Source organism: Streptomyces sp. PsTaAH-124 (assembly GCF_000373685.1).
GTDB lineage: Bacteria > Actinomycetota > Actinomycetes > Streptomycetales > Streptomycetaceae > Streptomyces > Streptomyces andamanensis.
This window is the reverse complement of sequence record NZ_KB892159.1, coordinates 69,926-94,993: the sequence shown is the minus strand read 5'-3', so window position 1 is coordinate 94,993 and position 25,068 is coordinate 69,926. Positions and strand designations below refer to the sequence as shown.

Below are 25,068 nucleotides of genomic sequence, written 5' to 3'. Positions count from 1 at the left end.
CGGTGGGTGCGGCGGCCGGGCCGGACCGGGGGCGGCTCCGGTGGGTCAAGTCCCTTCGGCGCGCACGGCGGTGGCCGCCAGGGTGGTGTACCGCATCGTGAAGCCGCCGCCGAGGGCGTCGACGGCGTGGCCCACCGCGCCCAGGATCTCGGCCAGTCGGCCGGGGTCGAGCCGGGTGAGGCCACCGGTGGTGGGGAGCAGGTCCAGCCACTGGTCGCGCGTGTAGGGCCGCTCCCAGTCGAAGCGCCACTGTTCGGGGTCGCCGAACCGGCCGGTCGCGCGGATCTGTTCGGCGGTCCGCGCGTACCCCGCCTGATACAGCTCCAGCGGACGCCGGGCCGGCTGAGCGCTGAACGGGGAGTCGGGCGCCACCCGGCGCAGCGCCGCGGCGTACGGCTCGGCCACCTCGGCGGGCGGTTCGAAGACATGCCCGAAGACCGCCAGGAGTCCGCCGGGGCGCAGCACCCGGGCCGCCTTCGCGGCACCGGCGACCGGGTCCACCCAGTGCCACGACTGGGCGGCGGTCACGGCGTCGAAGCGCCGGCCGGCCGGTTCCCAGTCCTCGAAGCCCGCCACCTCGACCGGCAGGCCGCGGGAGTGCGCGAGAGCGGCCATCCGGGCGTCCGGCTCGACGCCGAGCACGGCGCAGCCGGCCGCCTGGAACTGGCGGGCCGCGATGCCGGTGCCGCAGCCGACGTCGAGCACCTCGGGCCCCGGGCTCCCGGCGACGATGCGTGCCACCAGGTCGGCGGGGTAGCCGGGGCGGGCCCGGTCGTAGCGCGACGCGTCCGCGCCGAACGACTCGGCCGTGCGCCGGGCCTGGTGCGACTGCTCCGGCTCGGGGAGTTCTCGCGGTAGAGTGGGCATGCGTTCACTTTAGTGGGCAGGCGCCCACTCGCCAAGCGGTGCCGGGAATCCGGCCCACGAGAGGATCCGCCGGTGCCGACCGGAGTACATCTGCGCGACGCGCGACAGCAGTTGTTCGACGCCGCCGAACGCGTGCTGCTGCGGGACGGCCCGAACGGGCTGACCAGCCGGGCCGTCACCGACGAGGCGGACTGCGCCAAAGGCGTCCTGCACCGGCACTTCAGCGACTTCGACGGCTTCCTCACCGAACTGGTCCTGGACCGCGCCGCACAACTGGAGGCGCGGTCCCGCACCCTGCGCGAGGCCGTCGGCACCGGCACCGTGGCCGACAACCTCACCGCCGCGCTGACCACGCTCTTCGGACCGGTCCCGGTGGCGATCATCCCGCTCATCACGTTCCGGGACGAGTTGCGCGCGCGGCTGCGGCAGGCCAGACCCGGAGGCGGCCTCGCCGTCCTCGCCCAGATCACCGCCGCGGTCTCCGCCTACCTCGCCGACGAGCGCGCGCGGGGCCGTATCGCGGCCGACGCCGACATCGACTCGCTCACCCTCTCCCTGGTCGGCGGCGGCCACCTCCTCTTCGCGGACCGCGACCGAGACCCGGACCCGCCGGCCGCGGACACCGTCCGCAAACTGGTGATCACGGTCCTCGCCGACGTCGTCCGCCGCCGTCCCCGCTGACCCGGACCCGCCCCCCCGGGACTCCCGGCTCTCGTACGAACTCCCCTCACCTCATGGAGACAACGGTGACCCTGCCGCGTCCACCACGCACCGCTTCCGCCCCACTCTGCGACCCGCGCCGCGGAGTGCGGTACCCGTGCTGATCGAGTGGGGCGAGCCGCGCGGGCTCGGCGTACCGGAGTCCACGGCGCGGCTGAACTTCACGGAGGAGCGGCGGGAGGCCGCGAACCGGCCCGGCCGCAGGGTGCTGGCGGTCGACGGGGATCCCGCCTTCGAGCTCAGCTTCTGGTGCGGGACCTGCCCGTTGCTGTTCCGTCGGCTGGACGGCTCCCGGCAGACGTTCTCGATGGAGAGCGAGCGGGAGTTGCCGACCGGCGCTCCGTCCGCTCCGGCCGCTCCGGCAGGCACGGAGGACCGGATCGACGAGGGCCTCGTCGATCGCTTCGGCGCGCTGCTGCCCGCGGGCACGTACGTGCCGGTGCTGCTGAGCGTGGAGCCCCGGCTCGTCGTGCCCGGCCGGGAGGGCGACTACTTCAGCGCCGAGCAGGTGGCCACGTGGGGGGTCGACCAGTTCTGGGGCCTCCCGGAGTACCCGCACACGCCGTACTACCGGACCTTCGAGACGCCGGTCGACGCGTCCGCCCATTTCTACGAGTTCGTCGTGCCGATGGTGCCCCCGCCGTGGAACGAGCGGAAGCGTGTCGAGCAGTACGTCGAACGCATGGGCCGGGGCACGGTCCCGGCGGCCGTGGCGGTCTCGACGCTGGACGTGTGCGAACCCGGCTCCGGCTCGCCCGCCGACCACTACCGGCACTGGGGCCTGACGCACTTCCTCCTCGACGGCCACCACCGGCTGGAGGCGGCGGCGACCGCCGGGCGTCCGGTGCGGCTGCTCTCCCTGCTGGCCCTGGACGCGGGGCTGTCCGGCCCCGAGGAGCAGGCCCGGCTGCCCGGCCTGCGGGCGCGGCCGCGTGCGGACCGGGTGCCGTCGACGGACTGAGGCCGTACGTTCCGTGGCGGCGCGGCGGAGACATCGGCCCGTCGCGCCGCACGGGGAGCGTCTCAGCCGGTCGTGAACCGCTGCGCGGCGGAGCCGTTGCAGTCCCAGATGCGCAGGCGCGTGCCGTTGGCGGTGGTGCCGTTCGGGGTGTCGAGGCAGCGGCCGGACTGGGGGTTGAAGAGCGAACCGTCCGTGCGCTGCTGCCAGTTCTGGCCGCCGACGCCGTTGCAGTCCCACAGTTCGACCTCGGTGCCGTTCGCCGTGCCGTTGCCGTTGATGTCCAGGCAGCGGCCGAGGGTGCGCAGCGAGCCGCCCGCGTCGTGGTACCAGTGCTGGTCGACGGCGTAGGACTGGCAGTCCCACAGCTGGACGGCCGCGCCGTTGCCGCCGCTGTCGTCCGACGCCACGTCGAGGCACTTGCCGCCGGGGGAGGCGACCGGGGCGCCGCCGTCGACGGAGAACTTCTGGGCGGGGGCGCCGTTGCAGTCCCAGATCTGCAACCGGGTGCCGTTGGCGGTCGCGCCGCTGGGCGAGTCGAGGCAGCGGCCCGACTGCGGGTTGAACAGCGAACCGTCCGCGCGCTGCTGCCACTTCTGGCCGCCGACGCCGTTGCAGTCCCACAGCTCGACCTTGGCGCCGTCGGCCGTGCCGTTGCCCTCGATGTCCAGGCAGCGGCCGATCGTGCTCAGCGAACCGTCCGCGTTGTGCTGCCAGTGCTGGTCCTCGGCCCACCGCTGGCAGTCCCACAGGTCCACGGCGGCGCCGTTGCCTCCGGTGTCGTCCGCGGTGACGTCCACGCACGTGCCGCCCGGCCCGGTGATCGTGCCCTGCGGGCCGTTGGGCACGTCCGTCGCGCCGTTGTAGCCGACGGAGACGATGTTCGCCTGGACGGCGTTCTCGGCGGCGTCGGTGGGATAGCCGGCGACCATGACGCCCTCGAAGAAGGTGCCCCGGTTCCAGTTGCTGTTGTCGCCGCCGGTGCCCAGGATGATGCCGCCCTCCTGCTGCATGGGCCGGTAGCCGCCGCGGGTGGGCAGTCCGCCGTCCCACCACGTGGTCAGCGGCCCGGACCGCGAATCGCCGCCCTTCAGCGCGTACTTGGTCTGCCCGTCGTTCTTCAGCACGGCGGTGACGAAGGCGCTGCTGTTGCCGCGGTTGGCCGTGTTGGAGCCGTCGCCGCCCTGGAACATGCCGTTCTCCAGGTCGGCCTCGACCCACGGTCCCGAACCGGTGCACGGCGCGAAGTAGCAGGTGGTCGCGATCGACACGGCGTCCATGTGGCCGTTGCCGGTGTCGGCCGGGGTGCGCTCCGCGTTGCCGTAGTCGAAGCAGCAGTCGGAGCCGACGTGCGTGCCGCTGGCCACCATGTAGGCGCCCTCGGGGCGGCCGTCGACCGCCACCCCGGAGGCCACCCCGGTGTAGCGGTAGCCGACGCCCGGGGAGATCCAGATGCCGTACACCTTGTGCCCGCCGGCCGTCACCGCGATCTCCCCGGCGTCGGCCCCGCGGTCGGCGCCCATGCCGGCGGTCCCGGCCGGACCGGGCGTGAGGTCGTTGTGCCGCGCGGTCTGGTCGTAGACCTTGGTGATGCGACACGTGGTGTTCCGGCAGAACGTGTCCTGCCGGGAGGCGTCGGCGTAGCCGCCGGGCGCCAGCGGGCCCACGTCGGTCCTGGCCCCGTCCGAGGCCCGCGTGACCTGGTAGAGCGGGCCCGCGTAGGACGACAGCAGGGCGCGCGTCGTGCTGTGCGCGGCGACGCACGGGGTGCCCGCGGCGCCGTAGATGTCGCACGGCAGCGACCCGGCCGCCTGCGACACGGCGGGCAGTCCGATCAGGGCACCGAGGACGAGGGCCAGGGCCGCCAGGGCGGACAGCAGATGCCTCGGCGGGCGGAGGGCCGCCGCCGGTCCCGCGGTGGGGCGCGGAACGTCGTGCACATGAGGGGAACGTGCTCTGCGCATGGTGTGCTCCCGTGGGGTGGGGAGAGGGGGGATGGAGCTCAACCTGCCCGGACGGCGGCCGAGTTCACGTCGCTCGCCGCCTTGGCGGGAAGGTACGCGCACTGGTCGATTGCGTCAATATTTGTTGCTTCTCCGCGCCTTGATCCGCGCTCAACTGTCCGGCTCTGTTGCCTCCTGTTGGGCCGGGGCGGCTTCCCTCGGGCCCGGTGCCGCCGGGCCGTTAAGGTGCGGACATGAGCAATCAGCCCCCGACCTTGGAGGATGTCGCCCGGGAGGCGGGTGTGTCACGGGCGACGGTCTCCCGGGTCGTCAACGGCGTCCGCAACGTGGACCCCGCGATCCAGGAGCTGGTGCACCGGGCCGTGGAGCGCACCGGCTACGCCCCCAACCGGGCCGCCCGCGCCCTGGTGACCCGCCGGGCGGAGACCGTGGCGCTCGTCGTCTCCGGCGCGGGCGACTCCCCGCAGGACACCCAGGAGGGCTTCGCCGCCCGGGTCTTCACCGATCCCTTCTTCGGACGGGTGGTGGCGGGAGCCGTCGGCTTTCTGCGCCCCCGCTCGATGCACCCGGTGCTGATGTTCGCCGAGACGGCCGAGGACCGGCAGGAAGTGCTCACCTACCTCCGCCAGGGCCGCGCGGACGGCGCACTCGTCGTCTCCACCCACCCCGACGACCCGCTGCCCGCGCTGCTGGCCGAAGCGGGCCTGCCCGCCGTGCTGTTCGCCCGCCCGGCGCGCCCGGTCGCGCTCAGCCATGTGGACCTGGACCACCGGCACGGCGGACGGCTCGCCGCGCAGCACCTCCTGGCGCGCGGCTGCCGCCGGCCCGCCACCGTGGCCGGGCCGCTCGACGTCCCGGCGAGCCGGGAGCGCCTCGCCGGGTTCCGCGAGACGCTGGCCCGCGCCGGACACCCGCGCGTCCCCGTCGTCGAAGGCGGCTTCACCCTCGACAGCGGCTTCGCGGCGACGGCCCGGCTGCTCGACCGGCACCCCGGGACGGACGGGGTGTTCGCGGCCAACGACCTCATGGCCCAGGGCGCCTGCCGGCTGCTCGCCGGGCGCGGCGTGCGCGTGCCCCAGGACATCGCGGTGATCGGCTTCGACGACTCCGCGATCGCCCTGTCCTGCGTCCCGCCGCTGACCACGGTCCGCCAGCCCGTCGAGCGGATGGCCGCCGAGATGGCCCGGCTGCTGGACGAGCGGGTGCGCGGGGAGCGCGCCGAGCCGGTGTCCGTCGTCCTCGCGCCCGAACTGGTCGTGCGCGAGTCCGCCTGAACACCGGCCCGTTGCGGGGAGCGCGCCCCGGCGGCGGTCAGGGCAGCCGGTAGTCCTCCCCGAGGGCCGCGCCCGCCTCCGGATGCGTCTGGTCGTAGCCGCGGGCGTCGCACTGGAGGCCGCCCACGACGCAGTGGGTGACCAGCGCCCGCAGCGTGGCGTCGTCCCAGGCGTTGAAGAAGTCGTAGTGGAAGGAGTACCCGCGGCCACTGGCCAGGCGCACCTGGCTCATGTCGCCGTTGACCGGGAACGCCATCTTGAACTCGATCATCGGCACGGCCACCGGGTGATCGGCGGGGCAGACGTTGTCGTTGGTGCCGGGCTTCACTACCGGATAGGCCAGGTGGCTCTTGTGGTCCGGGGTGTCGAGATACTTTCCGTCCCAGCAACTGGGCGCCTGGAAACGGATGTTGAGCTGTACGTCGGCCCGGTCCGGGCAGCTCGCGGGGAAGTCGGTGTTGAAGTAGCTGTCACCGCACTCCCATCCCTCCACGAAGCCGGGGTGCCCGCGGAAGTCGGCGGCGCTCTGCATCGGATCGCCCACCAGGAACCGCAGCCCCTTGGGGAAGGGACGCACACTGGTGTAGTCGGTGACCCCGGACTTGTAGTAGATCGTCTGCGGTCCGACCGGCAGGATCTTCTGGTCGCCCTTGAACAGCGAGGGCATCCAGTAGCCCGAGGCGTCACCGGGCGCCTTGCAGGTGGTGGCGCCGCCGTCCAGGGAGGCGGTGGTGCTGTACGCGTCGGTCGAGGTGTTGCCCATGAACGTGTGGTCGTGGGACTTGCCCGGCTGGCCCGGGAAGACGATCGGGTCGTCCGGAGCGGTGTGCGTGACCGAGCAGTTGGCCTGGAACTCGTGGAAGTAGCGGTGCGGCGGGTCTGCCGAGGACGGCGTGACCCCGGTGACCTGCGGCACGGCCGGGATGTAGCCGTCGCCGTCCGGGTCGTCGGCGGACGCCCGGGTCGAGACGGCCGTCGTGTGCCCGCTGTGCGCGGCGGCCGCCACGACGGGCGCACCGCGGCCGTCCGTGCCGTCCCCGGTGCCCGCGTGGGCGAGGGTGGCGGCCCCGAGGGCACTGGCGACGAGGGCGGTCCCCACAAGGAGCGCGGGAAGCCGTTTCGGGCTCGATCTCATGGAAGTCTCCTGCCCGTGAGGTGGGAAGAGGGCCCGCGCCCACACATGTGCCGCGCGGGTGGTGCGTTCGGTGCGTCGGTGTGTCCCGTGTGTCCCGTGTGTGCGGTGGCGAGGGGGCTGTGGTGCGGCGGTACGGTCCGGGCCGTCAGCCGTAGATCCCCAGTTCGTGCAGGGAGTAGCCCCAGTCCGTGCCGCGTGCCGTCAGTTCCAGGCGCACGTAGCGGGCGGTGGCCGGCACGTCGAGGGTGTCGACGTCGCCGTCACCGGCGGTGGTGGAGTACACCGTCCGCCAGGCGGTGCCGTCGTCGGAGACCCGTACCTCGTAGGAGCGGGCGTAGGCGGGGTCCCAGACGAACTGGAGGGTGCGGAAGGACCGGGACGCGCCCAGATCGACCTGGAACCACTGCGGATCGCTCCAGTCGCTGGCCCAGCGGGTGTCGGCGCGGCCGTCCACGGCCAGGTCCGGCGTGCAGGGGCAGTCGCCGTAGGACGGCTGGAAGGAGGAGGCGGTCACCGGCCGGTCCAGCGCCAGGTCGGTGCCGCTCACCGGCGGGGCGACGACCCTGACGGACCGGGTCTCGATGCCCGCGTTGCCGTGCCCGTCCTCGGCCTGTACATAGACCTTCCACACTCCGAGCCCCTGCGGAGCGGTCACCGCGAAGGTCCCGTTCCCGGTGGAGCGCCACTTCGCCGCCACGAGCCGCTTGTCGCCGTTCGCGTAGGCGCCGCTGAGGAAGATCCGGTACGTGACCGGGTCGCCGTCCGGGTCGCGGACGTCGGCGTGCACGGTGAACTCGCCGCCGGCCGGTGCCGAGGAGGCCGGGGAGACGGTCATGCCGCTGATCACCGGGGGAGTGTCGTCCCCGGCCGTCGAGCCGGTGTACGCCTGCTTCACCGCGTAGTACGACAGCCGCCGCAGCCCGTCCGGCACCAGGTTGAACCAGACGCCGCCGAAGTCGTGTTCGGTGCCGTAGTGGAACAAGGTGGCGCCCAGGGCCACGCCCTGATGGCCCGTCACACAGTTCCAGGCGCGGGTGTAGCCGTCCGCCTTCTGTACGTCGGTCGGCTCGTCCGGGACGCCGTTGGCGTCGTCCGGCACCTCCCACTCTCCGGCCGGACCGGTCTCGGTGACGATGTACGGCTTGCTGTAACCGCCGTCGGTCCAGTCCTGGCGCACCTTGCAGACGCCGCTGTAGGCGTTCACCGCGTACAGGTCGAGGTCCGGCGCGTTGCGCTCGTAGTACGGCCAGGCGCCCGTCCACGCGTCGGTGGAGGTGACCGGGTGGTCCGGGTCGATGCTGTGGATCTTCTTCGCGACCTCGTCGACGAAGCCGGTGTACGCGTTCCGCTCCGCCTCCAGCCGGTCGCCGCTGTAGCAGTTCTGGAGGCCGAGGACGGATTCGTTGCCGACGTTCCACATCAGTGTCGCCGGGTGGCTCTTGTAGGCGTCCACCCACCGGGCGAACTCGGCGAGCGCGTTGTCCTTGTACGCCGCGTCGGTCACGTAGTCGACACAGCCGCCCGAGCCCGGACCACCGCCCGGCTGGAGCCAGAAGCCGTTGATCACATGGAGGCCCTGGGCCGCCGCGGCGTCCAGGAGCACCTTGCTGGAGCCGTCGGTGCCCCAGGTGCGGATGGTGTTGGCGCCCATCTCCCTCACGTCCGGGAGGTACTTGGGCGCATCGGCGGCCGACGGGCCCCAGGTGACCCCCTTGACGGTGAACGGCCGGCCGCCCACGGTCAGCCGCCAGTCGCCCCGGGTGCCCTCCACCTTCACGGCACCGGTGGCGGGCGGCGGCACGGTGCCCCCGGCCGAGCCGTAGACCTGGAACTCCCACAGTGAGTACCCGTAGCCGCCGGAGCGGGCCAGCCCCTGCATCCGCACATAGCGGCCGGACCCGGTCAGGGCGAGGTCGTCGGTGCCGCCGTCGCCGCCGGTCACCTTCTTCAGCGTGCGCCAGTCGGTGCCGTCGTCGGACGCCTGGATCTCGTAGTCCTTACCGTAGGCGTTCTCCCAGGTCAGGACGGCCCGGCTGAGGTCGGACCGGCGGCCCAGGTCGACCTGGAGCCACTGCGGGTCGCTCCAGGCGCTGGCCCACCGGGTGCCGGTGAGGTCGCCGTCCACCGCGGCGGAGGCGGCGTAGCCGTCGCCCTCCTGCGAGGAGGCGGTGGCGGGCCGCCCCTGGGACAGCAGGGTGTCCGCCGCGCGGGCGTCCGGCGCGAGCGCGACGGTGAGCGAGGACGCCAGCAGGGCGCCGAGGGCGAGCAGGGGGACGGCGGCGCGGCGGGACGGCGGGATGTGCGCGAAGCGGCGTGGTCTGGACACGGAGGCTCCCGGCGGGTCGGTGCGCGGCACGGCATGGCCCCTCCGGGCCGGACGGCGGGGCGGTCGTGACCGGCCCGGAGGGTCAGGGGGCGGCCCGGGGCCGTACCGGAGGCGGTACGGCCCGGGACCGCGGATCACGGCGGATCAGGAAGGGACGGGAGGGAAGGTTGGGAAGGATCAGGGATAGGAGACGACGGTGGACGGCACGGTCGAGGTGCCCGAGGTCGCCGCCCCCGTGTTGTTGATGACGTGCTCGTACTGGCCGTTGCCGCCCAGGGAGACCACGAGCGCGTCATGGAACCGCACCCCCGGCTTCACGGGCGCCTCGAACCCGTGGTCCTGCCGGATGCCCGGATCCGCCGTGTAGTTGCAGTAACTGCCCACGCCCCACGCCTCGTGCGTGCCGACCGAGTCGTCGACCTTGTAGGCGGCGTACCCCTTGACGGAGCCGTTCTGCACGGCGGCCTGGTTCGGCGCGTCGTACGCCTTCTCGTTCTGGAAGAAGATCGTCCGGCCGCGCTCGCCGCGCCACTCGACGTCGTACTTGTTGAAGTGCTCGACGAACAGGCCGGTGGCCAGCACGTCGTCGCCGTCGACGCGCACCCCGTAGTCCGCCCGGTTGGTCTCCCAGCCCACCCCGTCGCCGTGGTCGGCGCGCCACACCCAGGTGTGGTCGATGACCGTGTCGTCGCTGTTGACGACCAGGCTGGTGGTCGCCTTGCCCGGACCCGCGCCGCCGATGCGGAAGTAGACGTCCTGGAGCGTCGTCGGGTTCGCGGAGTGGTCCGCCGAGGCGCCCGAGGGACCGATCTCCAGCAGCGTGGGGGAGTTGACCGGTCCGGCGTCGACGAGGAAACCGGCCAGCCGTACGCCGTCGACGTCGGCGACCTTCAGCGCCGTCACCCCGTTGTCCGGGATGATGGTGGCGAGGCCGAGACCGAGCACGATGGTGTCCGGCCGGTTCACCTGGATCGTCTGGTCGACGTGGTAGACACCGGGCGTGAACAGCAGGTTCAGGCCCTGGGCGAGCGCGGCGTTGAGGGTGGCCGCGGTGGCGCCCGGCTTGACCACGTAGAACCTGCTCAGCGGGATCGACTCGCCCTGCGGGGTGCCGTTCGACCAGGTGGTGCCGCGCGCGTTGGTGCGGCGCGCGGGCGCGAACACCTTCATCTCGTTGCCGTCCAGGTACAGGAACGGCTTCTCACGGGAGACCGGGGTGGTGTCGAGTGTCGTGTACGGCGGGTTCGGGAAGCTGGTCGCGGGGGCGCCCTCCACACCGGAGAACGTCATGTTCCAGACGCCGTTCGTCCAGCCGCCGACACTGCTGTCCCGGGTGTACCACTGCTGCTGGGAGTACGGCCCGACGGTCCCGTCCACCTTGCTGTCCGCGATGTAGCCGCCACTGGCCCAACCGTAGCCCGCGGGCGCCAGGTTGAGGCCGCCCCTGACGTGCATGCGGCGGAAGGAGGACGCCTGGGCGACCGCCCAGCGGTCGGTGCCGTTGACCGGGTTGAGCGCCAGGTTCTCCGCCGAACGCCAGAAGTTCTGCGTGGCGTTGCCGTTGAACCAGCCCGCGTCGACGGTCACGTCCCCGTTGAAGGTCGTGTCGTCGGGGCGCAGGCCCAGTCCGGCGATCTGCGTGTAGAAGCCGAGTTGGGCGTTGATGTTGTTGTAGGTGCCGGGCTTGAAGAGGAACGCGTGCCGCCCGCTGCCGAACTGCGCCGACTCCTGCTGCTTGAACACCGTGTCCAACTGGCCCTGGATGTCCGGGGTCGAGGGGTCGATGATGTGCACGTTCGGGCCGAGGTCACCGCCCCCGGGCAGGGTCGGACCGCTGCCGCCGGTGTCGCCGTACACCTGGAACTCCCACAGCGAGTAGCCGTACTGCGTCGCCCGGGTCGTGCCGTAGACGCGCACATAGCGGGCCGTGCCCGAGACGGCGGCCGTCTCGGTGCCGCCGGTCCCGGCGGAGGTGGAGTACGCCGTGCTCCAGTGGGTGCCGTCACTCGACAGCTCTATGCGGTACGCCTTGGCGTAGGCGGTCTCCCAGCGCAGCACCACCTGGCTGACGGCGGCCGGGGCGCCGAGGTCGACCTGGATCCACTGCGGGTCAGCGGCGGCGCTCGACCAGCGGGTGGTGAGGTCGCCGTCGACGGCGGCGGAGGTCGGGGTCCCGTAGTTCTCCTGACTGGACGCCGTCACCGTCCTGCCCTGCGAGAGCAGTACGGGAGCGGCCTGCGCCGCGGTGGCCGGGAGCAGCACGAGCAGGGCGCCGACGAGCGCGGCGACCAGCGCCGCGGCGACGGGACCGCGCGCCGGTGGGGAGTGTCGTCGTGGCGCGCGGGCCACGACCGTGGGAACTGCGGGCACGGGCAGTCTCCTTGGAGAGGGGAGTGGGGAGAACAAGAAGGAGAACGCCGGGAGGGAGAGCGCTCTCCCGAAAGCGTGCCGCGTGGTCATGTCACGGTCAAGGAGGCGGAAGGGCTTTTCTTTCACCTTGACTTAAGAATGTGAACTGTCGTGGACGGGGTGGCGGACCCCCGGATCACCGTCCCGCGCACGGGCTGTTCTGCTGTCAGCCGAGATCCGTGCGCGGATCCGGAGCAGGCGTCAGGATCAAGGCATGCAGCCGACCTTCGTCCTCGTGCACAGCCCTTCCGTGGGCCCTTCGACCTGGCGGCCCGTGGCCGGACACCTCGAAGCGGCCGGACACCGGGTGCGAGTGCCGTCCCTGCTCCACATCGGCGCCGGTGCCCCGCCCTTCTGGCCCCGTGTGGCGGATGCCGTCCGCGACGACCTGCGGGAGGTACCGGCCGACAGTCCCGTCGTGCTCGTGGTGCACAGCAACGCGGGACTGTTCCTCCCGGCCGTCCGCTCAGGTCTCGACCACCCCGTGACCGCCTCGGTCCTCGTCGACGCCGCACTGCCGGCCCGGACCGGCGCGACCCCCGTCGCCCCACCCGAACTCCTCGATTTCCTGCGCCCGCTGGCGGTGGACGGCAGGCTGCCGCGCTGGACCGACTGGTGGGACGAGGCGGACGTCGCGCCCATGTTCCCCGACCCGGCCGTACGGCGGACGGTCGTCGAGGAGCAGCCCACCCTGCCCCTGTCCTACTACGAGCAGCACATCCCGGTCCCCGACGGCTGGGACGACCACCCCTGCTCCTACCTGCTCTTCGGCCCCCCGTACGAGGAGCAGGCCGCCGAGGCACGAGCCCGCGGCTGGCGGGTGGCCCACCTCCCCGGCGAGCACCTCCACCAACTGGTGGATCCTGTCGGCACGGTGCGGCACCTGCTCGAACTCAGCCGCACGGCCTGACCTGTCTCTCGCCGAGCGGCTCGCCCGGCCTCCCGGTCCCGTCGTCGGCGGAGATCCGGTACGTGCGCTGGACCGACAGCCCCGCGCCGTGGACCGAAGGGCCCTGCCCCATAGACCTGCGGCTAGACCTGTGGACCCCGGGGAGTGGTCCGTCGGAGGCCGGGCCGTAGACCTTCGGACCCCTGCCATGGACCGTTGCCGGACAGCGTCGTCCGGTGGGTGCGGGCAGGGTGGCCGTATGCAGAAGCCAGAGGATCGTACGCACAGGGACCTGGGGCTCACGCGGGCCCGGTTTCTCGCCGGAGCGGCCTGCGCGGGGCTGGCCGCGGCCGTGCTCCCGGCGGGTGCTGCACGGGCGGCCGAGGCGCGGAAGGCGGCCGGGCCGTCGCGGGCGACCGAGGCGCGGCCCGGTCTGTGCCATCGCGGCGTCGTCTACACCGTCGGCGAGGGCGGGACACCGGCCACGGCGTTCAGCACGGCCCGGATGCGGAGGGACATACGGGCGATCCGCGACCGGCTGCACGCCGACACCGTGGATGTCACCGGCGACGGCGTCGAACGTCTCACGGCCACGGCCGCCGAGGCCGCGGAACGCGGTCTGCGGATCTGGCTCCAGCCGGTCCTCGGTGACGTGCCCGAGCGGGACATCCTCGACCACCTCGCCGAGACCGGCCGGTTCGCGGAGGGACTGCGTCGGCAGGGTGCGAGCGTGGAGCTGAGCGTGGGCTGCGAGTTCTGGCTGTTCGTGCCGGGCATCGTGCCGGGTGCCGACGTCTTCGAACGGATCCGCAATCTCCAGGAGGGCACGGTGGACCCCGTCGCGATGCAGCGTCGTCTGGACCGGTTCACCGAGCGGGCCGCGGCGGTGGGCCGTTCCGTGTTCCACGGCCCGCTGAGCTATGCGGCGGCCCAGGACGACGAGGTCGACTGGCGGCTCTTCGACATCGTCGGCATCGACTACTACTCCTGCTTCCCCGACCGGGCCGCCTACGTCCGGGAGTTGAGGCGATACCAGCGGTGGGGCAAACCGCTGGCCGTCACCGAGTTCGGCACCTGCGCCTACGTCGGCGCGCCCGAGACCGCCGGCATGGGCTGGGACGTGGTCGACCACGGCAAGCAGCCCGAGGAGATCAAGGGCCACCTGGTCCGCAGCGAGCGCACCCAGGCCGCGTACCTCATGCAACTCCTCGACGTCTTCTCGTCGGTGGGCCTCCACGCGGCGATGGCGTTCGAGTTCGTGACCCCCGATGCCCCGCACCGCCCCGGCGACCCGCTGCACGACCTGGACATGGCGAGCTACTCGATCACCAGGACCATCCAGGACCACCCGTTCGACCCCGCCTCCGACTGGCACTGGGAACCGAAGGAAGCCTTCCATGCCCTGGCCCGCCGCTACGCGCTCGAACAGCGGCGGGACGCGGCGCACGGCGAGACGGCCGCCGGGCCTGCGTAGCCGCCGTTCCGGCGAGCGGTGCGGTGGACACCGAGGCGCCCGCGGGGCGTGGACGCGGCAGCGCCCGCGCACCCGGACCCGTCCGACGCCTACGAGCCGACCGGCCGCCCGCGCCACGCGTCCCGGCCGCCATGGAGCGACCTGTACAGAGCCACCTGTCCGGCAGTCATCGACGACGAGACGGTGTGGACGTCGCCGCGCCGCGCGCCGCCGCGTCCGCGGTTTCCCGGCACCGGCGACCGGTGTGTCAGGACGGACACCTGGGAGGCGGGCTGCCAATGCAGGGTGTGGGTGGGCGCGTTGGGGTTCGGGACGTCCTCCAGGCGCACACCGCGCGCAGCCGAGAGCCGCTCCAGCTTGGCGAAGGGGAGATGGCGGCCGAAGCGCCCGTACCGTTCACGGATCACGCGGTTGACGCCGCTGCCGCCCCAGGAGAGCCGATGCACCTGCACGGTGAAGTGGTGGCCCTGCCACGGGTGATGGCGTGACTCCCGCTGCCAGAAGAACTCGACCATGCCGTAGTCGCGCCACATGCTCCCGCCGCCGTGGGTGTTCTCGGCGAAGTCGGTTCCCAGGATCGACGTGACCTGGTCGGGACTGTCCGTCGGCCGGGCGCCGAGGACTGTTCCGGAGGCGATCACGTCCAGGTAGAACGCGAGGGAATGCGGTGTCAACGAGTCTCCCTTCTCTGCGACCGGCCGGCCGACCGCGTCTCCTGCCCTCCGGCCCCGGGCCCGGCCCCGGCCCGGGGGCGGGGTCCGGCTCAGCTCATGTGGTTGTACGCGTTGCCCGTGTGGGCGTCGGAGACGGCGCGGGCCTCGAAGGGGCGCCGCCAGTCGCCGGTGCCGGAGTAGAGGTAGACGGTCTTCGTGCCGGGAAGGTGGGCGAACAGGTCGGCATGGCCGTCGTGGTCGACGTCACCGGCGCCCATGAGCTGGGAGTAGACCTGCCAGCCGCCGCCGATCCGTGTGCGCTGCGCGTAGGTGCCGTCGCCCTTGCCGAGGTAGAGCCACAGGACGCCGTCCTTGTCGCGGGCGACGAGGTCGCCCGCGGGACCACCGGCGAGGTCGCCCACGGCGGTGAGCTGGTTGTAGATGTCCCAGCCGTGCCCGACGCGCTTGCGGGCCTCGAAGGGGCGGGACGGCTCACCGGTGCTGCGGTAGAGCCAGAGCAGGCCGGACTTGTCGACGGCGACGACATCGGGACGGCCGTCGCCGTCGAGGTCGCTGCCGCCGCTGAGATGGGTGTACGTCTGCCAGCCCGGCCCGACCCGCACGCGCTTGTCGAAGTTGCCGCTCTCCTGGCCCGAGTACAACCAGAGGACCCCGTCCTTGTCCCGGGCGACCAGCTCGGGCAGGAAACGCGGGCTCTCGCTCCCCGCGATGTCGCCGACGGCCTCGATCTTGTCGTAGATCTGCCAGCCGCCGCCGATCCGCGCCCGCTGGAGTCCGTCCTCGGCACTGTCCCGCCACAGCACGCCCGAGGCGTCGCGGCCCAGCAGGTCGGGACGGCCGTCGAAGTCGAAGTCGTGCAGGGCCGAGGTGGGGGTGCCCGCGTGCGCGAGCAGTCGCACGACCGGCCGCCCCTCCGCGCCGATCGAGACGCGGAAGAAGCCGTCGCCGTCGGCCGATCTGCGGCCCTCCACGATCTGTGCCGAGCCGTCCGGGACGGCGGACACGTCGTCGGCGCGGTCGAGGAGCGCGACCTTCTCGCCGGTCCCGATGCGCAGGGCCGCCGTGCCGTAGGTCACCCAGTCGCCGAGCAGGCCGATGTCCAGGTCCGTGCCCGCCGCGACCCCGGGTACCGGGACGACCGTGTCGGTGCCGGTGGTCCGGTCGCGGACGACGACCCGGAGCGTACGGGTCGCGGGGTCGTCCTCCAGCCAGGCCAGCCGGTTCCCGAGCACCACCGGGTGCCGTGCCTGGGACGGGTAGGGGAAGGTGAGGGTGGCGTCGGTCAGGTCGATGACACCGGTACGCCGTCCGCTCTCCGCGGTGGTGACGGTGACCAGGCCGTGTGTGGCGTCGCCCGGCACCACCAGGGTGTACGAGGCCTTCTCCGGCATGCCCCGCACGGCACGGTCCGTCCCGTCCTTCGTCTCCAGCCACAGCCTGGTGGCCCCGCGGACGAAGAGCGCCCCGCCCGCGTAGCCCCCGTAGAGGCTGTCGAGGCCGTCGTCGACCTGACGCAGGCCGAACGAGGTGCCGGTGGAGACGTCCAGCACCTTGGTCCCCTCTATCTCGCTGGCGGTGACGATCGTGTCCCCGGTGGCGTGGGCCACCCCCTCGATCGCGTCGTAGAGCGTGTCGCGCGTGGCTCCGTCCTCGTACCGGACCCAGCGGAGTCTTCCCAGGGGATCGCTGTGCGGGAGATACGTCATGAAGCCCTGCGGACCTGCGGCCACCAGTCTGGTGACGGGCACCATCGGGAGCAGGGAACCCGCCCCCGCCGCCGCGGCCGGGGAGTCCGCCGCTGCCGCCGGGGCGGCGGTCAGCGCGCCCGCGGCGAGCGTGGCGGCGAGAACAGTGGCGATGGCGGCGCCGAGACGGCGCCGGCCGGTGTGTGGCGAGAGCAAGAGACGCTCCTCCTGTGTGCACGGAACGGGACGCCGCCCCGTGCGTCCCGGGCAGTCCGACCACCGACCGCGCACTTTGGTTGTACGAGCGTGCCGGGTGGTGTGCACGACTGCCTGCGGCGATCGCGGAAGCGGCGGAACGGATGGCAGCAGGGTCTGTGTCCGGGCGGGCCCGAGCGGTCGGCCGCGCACGTCGCCGACGCCGAACCGGCGGCGGGGGACGGCGACTTCAGCGGCCCGCAGGAGCCCGCCGGGCCCGTGTCCGGTCGCGGAACCACGCGGCGGCGCCCACCAGCACCGCCGCCCCCACCCCGTACACCGGCAGCCACAGGGTCGTCGTGGCCGACAGGCACTCGGCGACCGCCGTGCGGGCTTGGACACCCTGTGCGTACGCCAGGGCGGCGCCGTCACCTCCGGCCAGCCCTCCCAGCGCGGCCTTCGCCTGGAGGGCCCCGTACCGCCCCATCAGAGCGCACTCGGCGCGGGTGCCCGGCATCGGGAACAGCCAGGCCGCCCGTTGCAGCAGCGGTGCCAGGGCGACCGCCACGCACAGGCCGACGACCAGGGCGTACGCGACCAGACCGCGCAGATACGCCGAACGGAACCCCGGTCGCCACTCCCCCCGGACCTGGAAGGCGTGCACCACGGCGAGGAGCGTCACCCCGATGAAAGTGGCGAACCACTGCCACGAGCCCTGGGCCAGCGCGAACGTCAGCACCGCGGCGAGCCCGATGCCGATGACCCCGGGCGCGGGAAGGGCCTCGCCCGCGGCGGAGGCCGGCCTCGACGTCATGGTCGTACGGCGGCTGGAGTCACTCACGGCCTCTCCTGCGGGGTGGGGCCCCAGCATGCGCCGCACGGCACCGCGTCCCCGGGCACCGTGCCGTGGACGCCCGGCGGCCCCACTCGTACGGCCCGCACCGGGCGTGCGCGGCGCGCGAGGCGTGCCGTGCCGCGAGAGGTGCGCCGGAGTACGCGGCGGCCTGCCGTCCTCAGCCCGTCGCCGCCGGAGCGGATACGGGCTCGGGCCGCGGGACGTCGCGCAGGCGGCGGAGCGGGGAGAAGAACACGAACCACCCGGCCGCCCAGGACCCGGCGAACGCCACCCAGAGCGCCGGGCGCACCCCGATCAGCGTGCCGAGCAGCCCGCCGAGGACGCCGCCGACCGGCAGCGTGCCCCACACGACCCAGCGGACGGCCGCGTTCATCCGGCCCATCAGCTCCGGCGGTGTCACCGACTGCCGGTAGCTGAGCTGCGCGATGTTGTACACCATCGCGGAGAATCCCGTGACCGCCCAGCCCGCCGCGAACAGCACCACGCCCCAGCCGCGCCAGGCGGCCGCCGCGACCACCTGGGGCGCGCTGAACACCAGCATCGACACCCAGATGATCCGCGCCGAGCCGATCCGCTCGGCGAGCCGTCCGGCGAACACGCCGCCGGCGACCCCGCCGACGGCCGCGCCCGCCAGCACCAGCCCGGTCAGCGCGGGACGCACGTGCAGCACCCGGACGAGGAAGACCATCGCCAGCGCCGTGCTCATCCCGGAGAACAGGTTCGCGGTGCCCGTGCACGCCACGACCTTGCGCAGGATGCCGTGCCCGAGGACGAACTTCAGCCCTTCGGCGATCCGGCGCCGCAGTGTCTCGTCCGCCGGACGCGCGGGCGGCGGCTCCTCCCGGGTCCTGATCCCGAGGAGCGACGCCGCCGAGACCGCGTAGGAGAGCGCGTCGGCCGTCATCGCCCCCGCCGCGCCGACCAGCCCGACCAGCCCGCCGCCCAGCCCCGGCCCGCCGAGCTGCGCGAACGCCTGTGTGGTCCCGAGCTTGCCGTTGGCGTCCATCAGCCGTGCGGCGGGGACGAGTGAGGGCACATAGCTCTGGTACGCGACGTCGAAGAATACCGAGCACACACCCGCCGCCACCGCGACCACGTACAGCTGCGCCATCGTCAGCACACCGAACGCCGCCGCCACCGGAACCGTGCCGATGATCACCAGGCGCAGGACATTGCAGACGAGCATGACGGTGCGCTTGGCGGCGCCGTCCACCAGCGCGCCCGCGGGCAGCGCGATCACCGCGAACGCCAGCGTGGTGGCCGCGGTCAGCAGCCCGACCTCGAACGTGCTCGCCCGCAGCGCCACGACCGCGAGCAGGGGCAGGGCGACCTGGGTGACCGCCGACCCCGTCTCACTGACCGTCTGCCCGCTCCACAGCAGCAGGAAGTCCCGCTGCCGCCACAGCCCCGGACCGGCGCTCCCGGTCCCGGAGTCCCGTGCTTCCTCCGCCACTTCGCTCATCGCACCGGCTCCGCTCCCCGTTCCCGTCCCACCGTCCGGACCGCACCACTGATCACCCACACAACACGCACGCCGCGCGCTTCCGGTTCTCCGGCCGGTTCAGCGCCGTGCCGTTCTGGCGAGCATGCCGTCGACGACGGCGTCCACGGCGACATGGAAGCGCTCGTCGGGATCGCCGGATACGAGCTGTGCGGCATGGGCGGTGACCAGGGGGAACCGGTCGGGCGACTGGGCGGCGAAGTGCCGCCGGAGGCCGGCGGCCCGGTCCGGGTGGCCGCCGTCGCGGGCGTCGGCCTCGATGGCGGCGTGGTTCACCAGCGTCGCGAGGGTGTCGGCGGCCCACGCGGCGTCCTGCGGGGCGAGTCCGCCCGCGAGCAGGATGCCCAGCAGGTTCTCCAGCAGACGCAGGGCCGCCTCGGACGTGGGCGGTTCGGCGATGGCCGTCAGGGCGATCCCGGGGTGTGCGGCCAGCGTGTCGCGCATCCGGTCCAGCAGCGCGTGCAGCTGCACACGCCAGCGCGCGGCGTCCACGGCCGTCTCCAGTCCGACCTGCGCGAAGACGCGGTCCTGCATGGCCCGGAGCAGGCCCTCGCGGTGCGGGACATAGACGTAGAGCGAGGCGGGACCGGTGTCCAGGGCGGCCGCGACCCGCCGCATCGACACGGCGGACAGCCCCTGCGACCTCAGGATCTCCAGAGCCGCGTCGACGACCGCCCGCTCGCTGAGGGGCGCTTTCGCCGGGCGGTCACGGGTCGAGCGGCGGCGGCCGGTGGGAGGCATCGGGACGGACCTTTCGCTGGGTGGTACGAACACTGTTCGTGAAGAATGGTGTTCGTGACGTACGCTGTTCGTGAAGCAGCTTACGCCGGTCCGCCGGTCAGATCGGAGCACATGATGAAGGCAGTCCGTTTCAGTCGGTTCGGCGGTCCGGAGGTCCTGGAGATCGTGGAACTCCCCGATCCGCGTCCGGGCCCCGGCCGGATCCGCATCGCCGTGCGCGCGGCCGGGGTCAACGCGAGCGACTGGAAGAAGCGCGCGGGCCTGATGGACGAGGGGCTGCCGCAGCTACTGGGGTACGAGGCGGCGGGCGTGGTGGACGAGATCGGCGAGGGCGTGACGGGCGTGGCCGTCGGCGACCGGGTGTTCGGCTTCTGCGCGGAGGCGGGCGCCCAGGCCGAACTGGCGGTCCTGGCGCACTGGGCACCGATCCCGCGGTCGGTCGGCTTCGCCGGTGCCGCCGCGCTCCCGGCCGCCGTCGAGACGGCCACGCGCGGGCTCGACCGGCTCGGTGTGACCGCCGGGCGGCTGCTGCTCGTGAACGGTGCCTCGGGAAGCGTCGGCGCCGCGGCCGTCCAACTGGCGGTGGCGCGCGGCGCCCGGGTGATCGGCACGGCCGGTCCGGCCCACCACGACCAGGTGCGTGCGCTGGGCGCCGAACCCGTCTCCTACGGCGAGGGCCTCGCCGAGCGGGTGCGCGCGCTCGCGCCCGACGGGGTCGACCTGGCGCTCGACGTGGCCGGGAGCGGGGTGCTGCCCGACCTCATCGGGCTCACCGGTGACCCGCGGCGCGTCGTCACGCTCGCCGACTTCGCCGGAGCCCGGACGCACGGAGTGACCTTCAGCCGGGGGGACGACGGCCGCGCCCTGCACGCGCTCGCCGGGATCGGCGAGCTGATCGGGACCGGCCGCTTCGCGCTCCCCGCCGTACGGACCTTCCCGCTCGACGAGGTCGCCCAGGCCCACCGCTCCGGCGAGACCGGCCGCACCCGCGGGAAGATCGTCCTGGTGGTCGGCTGACCCGCCCGCGACGGGGCGTCCGGCGCCGGGCGCCGCGGGCGGACCCGGTCAGGCCAGGCCCGCGTCCAGAGCGCGCCGTACGGCGTCCGCCCGGTCGCGTATCCCCGCTTTGGCGAACAGGTTGTTGATGTGGGTCTTGACCGTGGCCTCGCTGATGAAGAGCTTCTCGGCGATGCCCCGGTTGGGCAGGCCCCGGCCGATCAGCGCGAGCACCTCGCGCTCGCGGGGGGTGAGATCCTCGGGGAGGGCCGGTCCCGGCGCCGGTGCCTTGACCCGGACGGTGGCGACCAGCCGGTCCTGGACCTCGCGGTCGAGCACGGACTGACCTGCGGCGGCGGCCCGGATCGCCCGGGTGATGTCCAGGCGCCCCGCGTTCTTCGTCAGATAGCCACGGGCTCCCGCGCCCAGCGCGCCCAGGATCGAGTCGTCGTCGGCGAAGGTGGTCAGCACGACCACCGCCACCTCCGGATGCTCCTCGCCCAGCCGCCGGGTCGCCTCGATGCCGTCCATCTCGGGCATCCTCAGGTCCATCAGCACCACGTCCACGGGTCCGGCGGCGGCGGCCGTCAGCACCTCGCGGCCGTTCGCGGCGACCGCGACGACGTCGATGTCCTCGGACAGTCCGAGCACCGCGGCGAGCGGCTCCCGCACGGCGGCCTGGTCGTCGGCGACGATCACTCTCAACCGCCGCTCCACGTCGGTCATTTCACTCATCCCGGGATCACTGCCTCCACCTGCCAGCCGCCCTGGTGCGGTCCCTCGGTGACCGGCCCGGCGGTGACGGTCCCGCCCAGCAGGGCGACGCGTTCGCGCATTCCGATCAGTCCCATCCCGCTACCGGCCCCCACGTTCACCGGACGGGTGGCGGGGCGGTTGCGGATCCTCAGTGTGGTGGAGGAGGCGGCGAACGCCAACTCCACCTCGACCTCGCCCCCGGGAGCGTGCCGGGCGGCGTTGGTCAGCGCCTCCTGGGCGATCCGCAGCAGATTCTGCGTCACCCGGGCCGGCACCGTACGGACGGTGCCGGTGACCGTGAGCGCGTCGCGGTGGCCCGACGACTCGACCATCGCGCTCAGCGTCTTCCGCAGCGGCAGCGCGTCCTCGCGCAGCGCGTGCACGGTCCATTGAGCCTGCTTCAGGCTCTCCTTGACCAGGCCGTGCGCCGTGTCGTTGGCCTGTCTGACCTTCTCCAGGTCACCGGTCTCGATCAGCGCGTCGACCAGCTCCAGCTGCATGTTGATCGCGGCCAGCGAGTGCGCCAGGACGTCGTGCACGTCCCGGGCGATCCGGCCGCGCTCGGTCAGGACGGCGGTGCGGGCCTCGGCCCGTGCGGCGCGCTCGGCCGACTCCGCCGCCTCGATCACCGCCCGCACGGACCGGTTCTGACCGCGGTTGATGATGCCGATCAGCACCGGCGCGCCGGTGGCGAGCCCGAGGGCCCAGGGCACCGGGGCGGACCCCGGGCCGAGACGGAGGAACAGGACGGCACCGCAGAGCAGACTGCACGCCCCGGCGAGCGTGAGGGCCGCCCTGGTCTCCAGCCGGTAGCCGATGTGACCGCAGAGGAAGAAGGCGAAGAGATAACCGGTGCCGGTGCGGCTGACACCGAGCAGGGCGACCGCCGCGACGACGCCGGATCCCAGCCAGAGGAGGGCGAACCGCGGGGGGACCATGTGCTCCGGCAGGTGCCGGGCCAGCAGGGCCGCGCAGTTGAGCACGAGGAGCACGGCGACGGCCGGTCCCCGGCCGTCGAGGCCCACGGGCCGCACGGTCAGGATCCCGCTGACGACGACCGCGAGGGTCAGCAGCCACTGCATGTACGGGTCCTGGCCGGGGAGCGAGCGGGGGCGGCCCGCCTCCCGGTCCGCTGCCGTTCCGGGAGGCGGGGCGCCCTGCGCTGCTGCGGTCACGGGCCGAACATACTGTATGCTCGCGGGCCGCATGATCAGGCACTGTGCTCGTAGGCGGGCACGGCACGGGACGCGGTCACGGCGCGGCTGCGCAGGAAGATCGTGGCGACCCGGGTGACCACTTCGGTGACGGCCATCAGCACGAACGCCGTGACCCAGGCGTCCTGGCTCGTGATGTGGTGGGCGAGGCTGAAGCGGGCGACGTCGTCGGCGCCGCCGCCGTGCTCGACCCACAGCTGGAACCCCATCCGGGCCCCCATGCCCACCACCCACAGGATCGCCGACACCGCACCGGCCTTGATCAGGGCGTGCTCGCCGACCGTCCGTATCCGGGTGTAGATGCCGCCGGCGATGCCGAGCACGGCGCCCGCCCCCATCAGGGCCCCGATCAGCACCAGGTCGTTGCCCCCGGTGGGCAGGGTGTCCAGATACGAGTAGGCGACGAAGGCCACGATCCCGAGCGGGATCAGGAAGGTCTTGTGGTCGAGCCGGCCCTCCCGCAACTGCCGGAAGACGATGAGGATGAGGGCGATGTCGGTGATCCACTCTGTTGTCGTCATGCCCTCAAGACTGCTGCGAACAGGCCCGCCGCACCTGGACCCACGGGTGGAAAGGAGGGTGGAGATCGACCGCTCCTCCCTCTCCACCCGGGGGGAGCGGCACGGTCCGGCCCGCTACTCCGCGTCCGCCTTCGGATTGACGTTCTTCTCCAGGAGTTCGTGCATCTCCTTGTGCGCCACGGACGCCTTGGTGTTCTTCTCGTCGTGGAAACGGAGCAGGTACTGGTACATCAGGGCCACACACTTGTCGCGGCTGCGGTACGAGGCGTCGTCGGTGAGCCGCAGATCCTCGGAGATCTCCCTGATCTTGCCGTCCGCCGTGGTGTACAGCGGGTGCCACAGCACGGTGACGGCGGGATTGACCTTCTGGATGACGCGCAGTTGCGGGATCTCTTGGGCGATCAGGACGCTGTCGGGGGAGTAGGCCCGCAGGAACACGTGGACGGGTCCCGTCGCGCGCTCGACGAACGCGCGGGAGAGCACGTTCCACAGCGGCGCCTGGAGCTTCCAGTCGGCGTGCAGCTCCAGTTGGTCCACCACTTTCCCGAGCCGGGTGAACTCCAGGGACGTATGCCCCTTCGACTGCGCGTAGACGCTGACGTCGAAGCCGCCTGACCACAGCGCCATGGTGGGCGTGGTGATCCGCAGATGGTCGCCGACGAGGTCGACGAGTTCGCGGTACCAGGTGTTCGACGCCCGGTACGCGCGCCGTTCGGCCGGGTCGAGGGACGGGTCGGCGGAGCCGGTGTTCAGCCGTTCCTGCTCGGCGACTCCGCCGAGCAGCAGTTGCCAGGCGCTCTCCACCACGTCCGGCGGGAAGCCGCCCGCCGTCATCAGTCCGCGGAACACCGGCCATTCGGGATGGTCCTGGGCCTTGGCCGCGAAGTGCTCCCTGGGCGCGTCCTGCGACGGCTTGCGGCGCTGCACGACGGCCGGACCGCTGCCGCCCGCACGGCCTTCGGACCCCGCACGGCCGCCGGACTCCCCGTGGCCGCAGGAGGGCCCATGGGTGTGCCGCTGCTCGTCGAGGGCGCGCGTCACCGCGCCGTTGCCCGCCGAACGCTGCAACGACGTGACGTCCGCCGGGGACAGTCCGCCCGGCGCCCGCGCGGCGGCGCGGGCCGCTTCCTCCGCCCGCGCGGCCCTGGGCAGCGGCTGCGGCTGCCTGGTCCCGGGAGTGCTCGTCCTCTGGTCCCGCGCCTGCATCCGCTCGCACACTCCTCGGTCTCGTGTCGTACGCCCGTGTCCGGGAGGGACCCATTGTCGGGGCCCGTCCGGGACGCGGGACAAGGGACGCGGAGGCCGCGCACCGGGACTCCGGGGCCATCGTCGCGTGCCCTTTCCGGCAGCCGGCCGGGCCGCGGGCCCTCGCCCCGGCCATCGCCCGCCGGGCCGCTGAGCTGCCGAGACACCGGGCTGCCCGGACCCGTGGGGGCCGGATCCGTGTAGCGCGCGCCGGGACGGGTAGAGACACCAACCGGATCGGTTCATTCCGCTTTCGAACCGCCGCCGAGTGAAACTGGAGGAGCGACCGTGAACAAGCCGATGCGACGCCTCGTGACCACAGGTATCGCCGCCGTGGCGGCCTCAGGCGCCTTCATGGCCGGCGCGGGCTCCGCGACGGCGGCCACCTCGCAGCCCGCCGGATGCCCCGGCCCGGCACCGGTGACGACCGCCCACGCGGCGGCCGCCCAGCGGTCGGCCCCGCACCGCCACATCGACCGGTGGATCCTGGACCAGCTGCGCCTGTTCGATCCGGCGGCCGCCCACCGGCTCGCGGTGTACGACCCCTGGGTCAAGGACCAGCTGGCGCAGTTCGCCGGGCAGCTGGCGGACAAGTGAGCTGAGCGGCCGCCCGGACGGTACCGGCGCGCCCGCCCGTACCGTCCGGGGCGTCCGTACCGCCTGTACCG

At 73.1% G+C, this 25,068-nt stretch carries 21 protein-coding genes; 7 read left to right on the top strand and 14 right to left on the bottom strand.

The window, feature by feature from the left end:
• Window positions 1–45: 45 nt before the first annotated feature.
• The gene (locus B086_RS0104875; protein WP_018565283.1) at window positions 46–867 is read right to left on the bottom strand and encodes a class I SAM-dependent methyltransferase; all 822 of its coding nucleotides are present in this window, start codon (window positions 865–867) and stop codon (window positions 46–48) included.
• Window positions 868–939: 72 nt separating this feature from the next.
• Here B086_RS0104875 and B086_RS0104870 point away from each other — a divergent pair, with 72 nt between their 5' ends.
• Both B086_RS0104870 and B086_RS0104865 read left to right on the top strand, forming a co-directional pair.
• Window positions 940–1,548 carry a TetR/AcrR family transcriptional regulator gene (locus B086_RS0104870; protein WP_018565282.1) on the top strand — a complete coding sequence of 203 codons (609 nt, stop codon included), beginning with the start codon at window positions 940–942 and terminating at the stop codon, window positions 1,546–1,548.
• Between the two features lie 136 nt (window positions 1,549–1,684).
• Window positions 1,685–2,548, top strand: coding sequence for a hypothetical protein (locus tag B086_RS0104865; RefSeq protein ID WP_018565281.1), 864 nt, complete (start codon window positions 1,685–1,687; stop codon window positions 2,546–2,548).
• Between the two features lie 62 nt (window positions 2,549–2,610).
• On the opposite strand, the gene B086_RS0104860 is transcribed toward B086_RS0104865, so the two are convergent.
• Window positions 2,611–4,509, bottom strand: a complete 1,899-nt coding sequence (locus B086_RS0104860) for an arabinofuranosidase catalytic domain-containing protein (RefSeq protein WP_051115762.1) — start codon at window positions 4,507–4,509, stop codon at window positions 2,611–2,613.
• Window positions 4,510–4,742: 233 nt separating this feature from the next.
• On the opposite strand from B086_RS0104860, the gene B086_RS0104855 reads away from it, so the two are divergent.
• Complete coding sequence (locus tag B086_RS0104855; protein WP_018565279.1) at window positions 4,743–5,783, top strand: LacI family DNA-binding transcriptional regulator; 1,041 nt, start codon at window positions 4,743–4,745, stop codon at window positions 5,781–5,783.
• Window positions 5,784–5,820: 37 nt separating this feature from the next.
• Here B086_RS0104855 and B086_RS0104850 read toward each other — a convergent pair whose 3' ends face one another.
• The 3 genes from B086_RS0104850 to B086_RS0104840 all read right to left on the bottom strand — a co-directional run bounded on the left by B086_RS0104850 (window position 5,821) and on the right by B086_RS0104840 (window position 11,593).
• Complete coding sequence (locus B086_RS0104850) at window positions 5,821–6,918, bottom strand: DUF1996 domain-containing protein (RefSeq protein WP_026252110.1); 1,098 nt, start codon at window positions 6,916–6,918, stop codon at window positions 5,821–5,823.
• Between the two features lie 145 nt (window positions 6,919–7,063).
• Window positions 7,064–9,244: a discoidin domain-containing protein gene (locus B086_RS0104845; RefSeq protein ID WP_234029247.1), complete on the bottom strand. Its 2,181-nt coding sequence runs from the start codon at window positions 9,242–9,244 to the stop codon at window positions 7,064–7,066.
• Between the two features lie 177 nt (window positions 9,245–9,421).
• Window positions 9,422–11,593 carry a discoidin domain-containing protein gene (locus tag B086_RS0104840; RefSeq protein ID WP_018565276.1) on the bottom strand — a complete coding sequence of 724 codons (2,172 nt, stop codon included), beginning with the start codon at window positions 11,591–11,593 and terminating at the stop codon, window positions 9,422–9,424.
• A 274-nt stretch (window positions 11,594–11,867) separates the two neighbouring features.
• Here B086_RS0104840 and B086_RS0104835 point away from each other — a divergent pair, with 274 nt between their 5' ends.
• Window positions 11,868–12,563: an alpha/beta hydrolase gene (locus tag B086_RS0104835; RefSeq protein ID WP_018565275.1), complete on the top strand. Its 696-nt coding sequence runs from the start codon at window positions 11,868–11,870 to the stop codon at window positions 12,561–12,563.
• A 238-nt stretch (window positions 12,564–12,801) separates the two neighbouring features.
• Window positions 12,802–14,016, top strand: a complete 1,215-nt coding sequence (locus B086_RS0104825) for a hypothetical protein (protein ID WP_037872817.1) — start codon at window positions 12,802–12,804, stop codon at window positions 14,014–14,016.
• An 89-nt stretch (window positions 14,017–14,105) separates the two neighbouring features.
• Here B086_RS0104825 and B086_RS0104820 read toward each other — a convergent pair whose 3' ends face one another.
• The 5 genes from B086_RS0104820 to B086_RS39150 form a co-directional block, all read right to left on the bottom strand.
• Window positions 14,106–14,690 (bottom strand): hypothetical protein, encoded by a 585-nt coding sequence (locus B086_RS0104820; protein WP_018565272.1) that lies wholly within the window; start codon window positions 14,688–14,690, stop codon window positions 14,106–14,108.
• 89 nt (window positions 14,691–14,779) lie between these two features.
• Window positions 14,780–16,591 (bottom strand): FG-GAP repeat domain-containing protein, encoded by a 1,812-nt coding sequence (locus tag B086_RS0104815; RefSeq protein ID WP_026252108.1) that lies wholly within the window; start codon window positions 16,589–16,591, stop codon window positions 14,780–14,782.
• A gap of 229 nt (window positions 16,592–16,820) precedes the next feature.
• Entirely contained in the window at window positions 16,821–17,411 is a 591-nt protein-coding gene (locus B086_RS0104810) for a hypothetical protein (RefSeq protein WP_234029245.1), read from the bottom strand.
• A gap of 172 nt (window positions 17,412–17,583) precedes the next feature.
• Window positions 17,584–18,888, bottom strand: coding sequence for an MFS transporter (locus tag B086_RS0104805; RefSeq protein WP_018565270.1), 1,305 nt, complete (start codon window positions 18,886–18,888; stop codon window positions 17,584–17,586).
• A gap of 99 nt (window positions 18,889–18,987) precedes the next feature.
• The gene (locus B086_RS39150; RefSeq protein WP_018565269.1) at window positions 18,988–19,668 is read right to left on the bottom strand and encodes a TetR/AcrR family transcriptional regulator; all 681 of its coding nucleotides are present in this window, start codon (window positions 19,666–19,668) and stop codon (window positions 18,988–18,990) included.
• 114 nt (window positions 19,669–19,782) lie between these two features.
• Here B086_RS39150 and B086_RS0104795 point away from each other — a divergent pair, with 114 nt between their 5' ends.
• Entirely contained in the window at window positions 19,783–20,685 is a 903-nt protein-coding gene (locus B086_RS0104795) for an NADP-dependent oxidoreductase (protein ID WP_018565268.1), read from the top strand.
• 48 nt (window positions 20,686–20,733) lie between these two features.
• On the opposite strand, the gene B086_RS0104790 is transcribed toward B086_RS0104795, so the two are convergent.
• The 4 genes from B086_RS0104790 to B086_RS0104775 form a co-directional block, all read right to left on the bottom strand.
• Complete coding sequence (locus B086_RS0104790; protein ID WP_026252107.1) at window positions 20,734–21,399, bottom strand: response regulator transcription factor; 666 nt, start codon at window positions 21,397–21,399, stop codon at window positions 20,734–20,736.
• Window positions 21,396–22,502 (bottom strand): sensor histidine kinase, encoded by a 1,107-nt coding sequence (locus B086_RS0104785; RefSeq protein ID WP_018565266.1) that lies wholly within the window; start codon window positions 22,500–22,502, stop codon window positions 21,396–21,398. Before B086_RS0104785 ends, B086_RS0104790 begins: the two co-directional genes overlap by 4 nt.
• Before the next feature lie 128 nt (window positions 22,503–22,630).
• The gene (locus B086_RS0104780; RefSeq protein WP_018565265.1) at window positions 22,631–23,155 is read right to left on the bottom strand and encodes a hypothetical protein; all 525 of its coding nucleotides are present in this window, start codon (window positions 23,153–23,155) and stop codon (window positions 22,631–22,633) included.
• A gap of 114 nt (window positions 23,156–23,269) precedes the next feature.
• Window positions 23,270–24,361 (bottom strand): hypothetical protein, encoded by a 1,092-nt coding sequence (locus B086_RS0104775; RefSeq protein WP_026252105.1) that lies wholly within the window; start codon window positions 24,359–24,361, stop codon window positions 23,270–23,272.
• Between the two features lie 327 nt (window positions 24,362–24,688).
• On the opposite strand from B086_RS0104775, the gene B086_RS39145 reads away from it, so the two are divergent.
• Window positions 24,689–24,997 (top strand): hypothetical protein, encoded by a 309-nt coding sequence (locus B086_RS39145; protein ID WP_018565264.1) that lies wholly within the window; start codon window positions 24,689–24,691, stop codon window positions 24,995–24,997.
• Window positions 24,998–25,068: the final 71 nt, after the last annotated feature.

What these genes read in the sequence shown, in the direction of transcription:
- B086_RS0104860 (WP_051115762.1), bottom strand. Translation starts at nt 4,509, where the DNA reads ATGCGCAGAGCACGTTCCCCTCATGTGCACGACGTTCCGCGCCCCACC.
- B086_RS0104835 (WP_018565275.1), top strand. Translation starts at nt 11,868, where the DNA reads ATGCAGCCGACCTTCGTCCTCGTGCACAGCCCTTCCGTGGGCCCTTCG.
- B086_RS0104775 (WP_026252105.1), bottom strand. Translation starts at nt 24,361, where the DNA reads ATGCAGGCGCGGGACCAGAGGACGAGCACTCCCGGGACCAGGCAGCCG.
- B086_RS0104875 (WP_018565283.1), bottom strand. Translation starts at nt 867, where the DNA reads ATGCCCACTCTACCGCGAGAACTCCCCGAGCCGGAGCAGTCGCACCAG.
- B086_RS0104780 (WP_018565265.1), bottom strand. Translation starts at nt 23,155, where the DNA reads ATGACGACAACAGAGTGGATCACCGACATCGCCCTCATCCTCATCGTC.
- B086_RS0104795 (WP_018565268.1), top strand. Translation starts at nt 19,783, where the DNA reads ATGAAGGCAGTCCGTTTCAGTCGGTTCGGCGGTCCGGAGGTCCTGGAG.
- B086_RS0104825 (WP_037872817.1), top strand. Translation starts at nt 12,802, where the DNA reads ATGCAGAAGCCAGAGGATCGTACGCACAGGGACCTGGGGCTCACGCGG.
- B086_RS39150 (WP_018565269.1), bottom strand. Translation starts at nt 19,668, where the DNA reads ATGCCTCCCACCGGCCGCCGCCGCTCGACCCGTGACCGCCCGGCGAAA.
- B086_RS0104805 (WP_018565270.1), bottom strand. Translation starts at nt 18,888, where the DNA reads ATGAGCGAAGTGGCGGAGGAAGCACGGGACTCCGGGACCGGGAGCGCC.
- B086_RS0104855 (WP_018565279.1), top strand. Translation starts at nt 4,743, where the DNA reads ATGAGCAATCAGCCCCCGACCTTGGAGGATGTCGCCCGGGAGGCGGGT.
- B086_RS0104785 (WP_018565266.1), bottom strand. Translation starts at nt 22,502, where the DNA reads ATGCAGTGGCTGCTGACCCTCGCGGTCGTCGTCAGCGGGATCCTGACC.
- B086_RS0104850 (WP_026252110.1), bottom strand. Translation starts at nt 6,918, where the DNA reads ATGAGATCGAGCCCGAAACGGCTTCCCGCGCTCCTTGTGGGGACCGCC.
- B086_RS0104790 (WP_026252107.1), bottom strand. Translation starts at nt 21,399, where the DNA reads ATGAGTGAAATGACCGACGTGGAGCGGCGGTTGAGAGTGATCGTCGCC.